The sequence below is a fragment of the Acinetobacter lwoffii genome (genome assembly GCF_022809915.1).
Taxonomy (GTDB): Bacteria; Pseudomonadota; Gammaproteobacteria; order Pseudomonadales; family Moraxellaceae; genus Acinetobacter; species Acinetobacter lwoffii_M.
Window position 1 is genome coordinate 1 of the sequence record NZ_JALGQY010000067.1, and the last position, 3,051, is coordinate 3,051.

Genomic DNA, 3,051 nt, shown 5'->3' on the forward strand with positions numbered 1-3,051 from the left:
ATGGGTGTTATGAGGGTGAGTAGTCGTTATCGTTGCCGTTGTCATGTCTTTTTGGCTCGTTTTTCCGCTGTTTTTCTAATTCTTGGCGTCTTAACCGTGCCAAATTCTCTTGTTCTCGCTTTTCTTGTTCAGCAAGTTGCTTTTTCTGTTCTTGTTCTAAGCGTAATTGCTCTCTCAATTCACGCTGTTGATTGAATCTTTCTTGTTCTTCTTGTCTTTTTACAAACTGATGATATTCAAGTTGTCTATCAAAATCTTTTTCTAATTTAAATACTTGCTTGTTGAATTCGTTCTCAAGATTAGGGTGATTATATTTATTAATTATATCTAAATACGGTTTTGCTCGTTGCTGAACTTCAGCTAATGTTTTTTTGGTATCTTCCAGTTCTTTTTTTAATTTTTTTGTTTGGCTAGCCAGTGCATTCGCTCTGTCGAATCGAGGTGCAATTTGATCAAATATCTGATCAATCATAGCGTTTGCGACTCTCTCACCGTAGGTATTTTTAGATTCAAGGAATTCAGGTTCAGGTATTTCGTAAGTGAGTCCTTTTTCAATACCAGGTTCATTTTCGTAATTGTTCAATTTTTCATAATATTCTTTGATCGAGGTATGTTTTGCTTTACTACCTTGAATGCCCCGATCTAATCCTAAATCTTTTACTTCAACTGCAAAATCAGTCTGCATCTGTGAAAGCGTGTGCCGAGATCCGCCAATAAATTTTTTAGCATTCAATCGTCCTGTTTCTTCGTCCACTGGAACGACATAGGCAACTAAATGGGGCGTTGTTTCATCTCTATGAATCGTGGTGCTGACAACATTATTTTTACCGTATTTATTTTCGAGCCATTTTTTAGATTGCTCAAAAAATGCAGTTTCTTTTTCAGTTCCCCAACCATCCCACTCCGGACTCGCTGTAATCAAATGTTCAATACATAAAACCGCATCTTTACGTCTTTTTTCAGGAATACGATCACGAATAGCGGTCATACATTTTTCATTTGTATCCAGCTCATGCTCATTCAAATGTGTACGAGCATCATCGGCATTTAACGTTTCTCGATTGCGATAATTATGCGAAAGACTGCCCCCAACATCGGCAAACGATTTCAATTTCTGAAGGCGCAAAATAGCAAATGACATTTGAGGAATCCAAGACCGCAAAAAGCACACGATAGCAGAGGTTTTTGAGCTTTGCGATAGCGAAGTGGACTCACTCCACTTTTAAAATGCCTTTGGGCATTTTAAAAGTTCATGAGCAAGGGGAATCCTCCCCTTAACCCCTGACAACCTTTCAGGTTGTATAAAGCATTTTCTTAATTCGCTGGATTCTATTTTCTAAACCCACGATACTTTTTTGAAGCCGTTCGCTATACGCTTTTTTTTGAAGTTCAGAAAATTCTTTAAGCTCATTTTCGAGCTGCTCAATTTTTTCTTGTAGCAAAACTTCCCTTTCAAACTGAGTGATTTTTTTCTCAAACATTATTTCGATTTAAATCCTAATTTTGCTAAATGAGGAAGTAACGTTTTTTGTTTTTCAGGATCTTTGAGCATCGAACGAATACGAGCAATAAATGGTTTCATATCTTCGCCTGCATGTGCCATTGTTTGCACTTCAGGGAGTTCTGAAAGTTTACTGCTAAACGTATCAAGTTGAGATTCTGTCATTTTGTGGAATAGGTCAGGTGTATTTCGATCTCGCCCTGTTTCGATGACTTTCGGCTTTGGTTTCTCTCTAACCGTAAACTTAAAGCCAACCACGGAACGCCCACGTTTCACATTCTCATAGCTTAGGTCTATGTCGGTGTTGGCTGTGATCTCGTCCAGTGATGGCTCAATCACACGGTTTTTTAAGTTATCAAGGCGTTTATATGATTCAGGCAAGCCTAATTGTTCAAATAATTCATCTAGGCTGATTTGAAAACCGCCCATTGTTTGATGTTTCTTTGCTAGGTGGTAGAAGTCTAGGGAATAGTCCTTTTTAAGCCGTAATACAACTTCTTTTTTATATTTGGTATAAGGGTTTAAGGCATCAAATTCTCTAAGTAGGAGCAATACTTCATCTGTAAAATATAGCTCTGTCCCACCCTGATTTTTTAAATAGATTACTTTGTTTAGCCATCTAATTCTTACTCGATTACCCTCAGTATTGGTATAGCCAAAAAAGCGAGTAAAAAGCCTATCTGTGGCTGATTCCAAAGCAGTATAAGCCGTTGATAAGTCAATGCCACACTCCGTTGAAAATTCGCTCGATGATATAAAAATAGGGTCGTTGCTTGATATTTTTGTGGTTCTTGCTAAAGGCGTAGCCATAATAAACAAGCGTTTTTCATCAAGTGACATGCTTCTATAACATTCTACTACTCGATTTTGTAACACAACCCAGTCTTTTGGATAGTGTTTTTTAACATCCAATTCCATAAAAACCTACATCATTTAGTTTTATAGTTTTTATATATTAAACTACCGTATTAATCAAGTAGTTTAATACTTGGCGTTTGTAGGTTTTAAACTTGGCGTTTGTAGGTTTTAAAGTGATTTTAACTTGGCGTTTGTAGTTTAATACTTGGCGTTTGTAGTTTTTTAAAGTCTGAAAGCTATATCTATCAAGGCTTGTAGAGGGGCGAAAAGCTTTTAAAAGCTTTTTAAAAGCTAAAAAAGAGAATCAAAGGCAAAATCAAAGGCTATGGCACTCGCTTCGCTCGTGTCGTTTCAAGAGCAAAAGCAAAAGCAAAAGCTTTGATAATGCATTCGCTATGCTCATGCTTTTTTAAGAGCAAAAGCATCAATACTTCGCTCGTAGACACTCGCTAACTCCTTGGGTCGATAAACGTATAGATATAGCGTTGAAAGCATTGCTACATCTACGATTCACCTATTTTAAAAAGCAAAAGCGGTTTTTCGGAGGGGGAATAAGCGAATTTTCATTGTGTCGCTCGTAGACACTCGCTAAATACTCACCATTTGCGTTCTAAGGCGTTTTATTTATTTCAACTATACTTTTATGCATAAAACCCAAAACATGTCTAAAAACCCCTATTTTTTGCGTTTAA

Annotated in this window: 3 protein-coding genes; all 3 read right to left on the minus strand. The window is 37.0% G+C overall.

Annotation, left to right across the window (positions count from 1 at the left end):
* Positions 1–7 precede the first annotated feature (7 nt).
* On the minus strand, positions 8–1,141 hold the full coding sequence (gene mobV, locus MTX11_RS16305; protein WP_243475597.1) for a MobV family relaxase: 1,134 nt from the start codon (positions 1,139–1,141) through the stop codon (positions 8–10).
* Between the two features lie 151 nt (positions 1,142–1,292).
* Positions 1,293–1,481, minus strand: a complete 189-nt coding sequence (locus MTX11_RS16310) for a hypothetical protein (RefSeq protein WP_243475598.1) — start codon at positions 1,479–1,481, stop codon at positions 1,293–1,295.
* Positions 1,481–2,419, minus strand: coding sequence for a replication initiation protein (locus MTX11_RS16315; RefSeq protein ID WP_243475599.1), 939 nt, complete (start codon positions 2,417–2,419; stop codon positions 1,481–1,483). Before MTX11_RS16315 ends, MTX11_RS16310 begins: the two co-directional genes overlap by 1 nt.
* Positions 2,420–3,051: the final 632 nt, after the last annotated feature.

What these genes read in the sequence shown, in the direction of transcription:
- MTX11_RS16315 (WP_243475599.1), bottom strand. Translation starts at nt 2,419, where the DNA reads ATGGAATTGGATGTTAAAAAACACTATCCAAAAGACTGGGTTGTGTTA.
- mobV (WP_243475597.1), bottom strand. Translation starts at nt 1,141, where the DNA reads ATGTCATTTGCTATTTTGCGCCTTCAGAAATTGAAATCGTTTGCCGAT.
- MTX11_RS16310 (WP_243475598.1), bottom strand. Translation starts at nt 1,481, where the DNA reads ATGTTTGAGAAAAAAATCACTCAGTTTGAAAGGGAAGTTTTGCTACAA.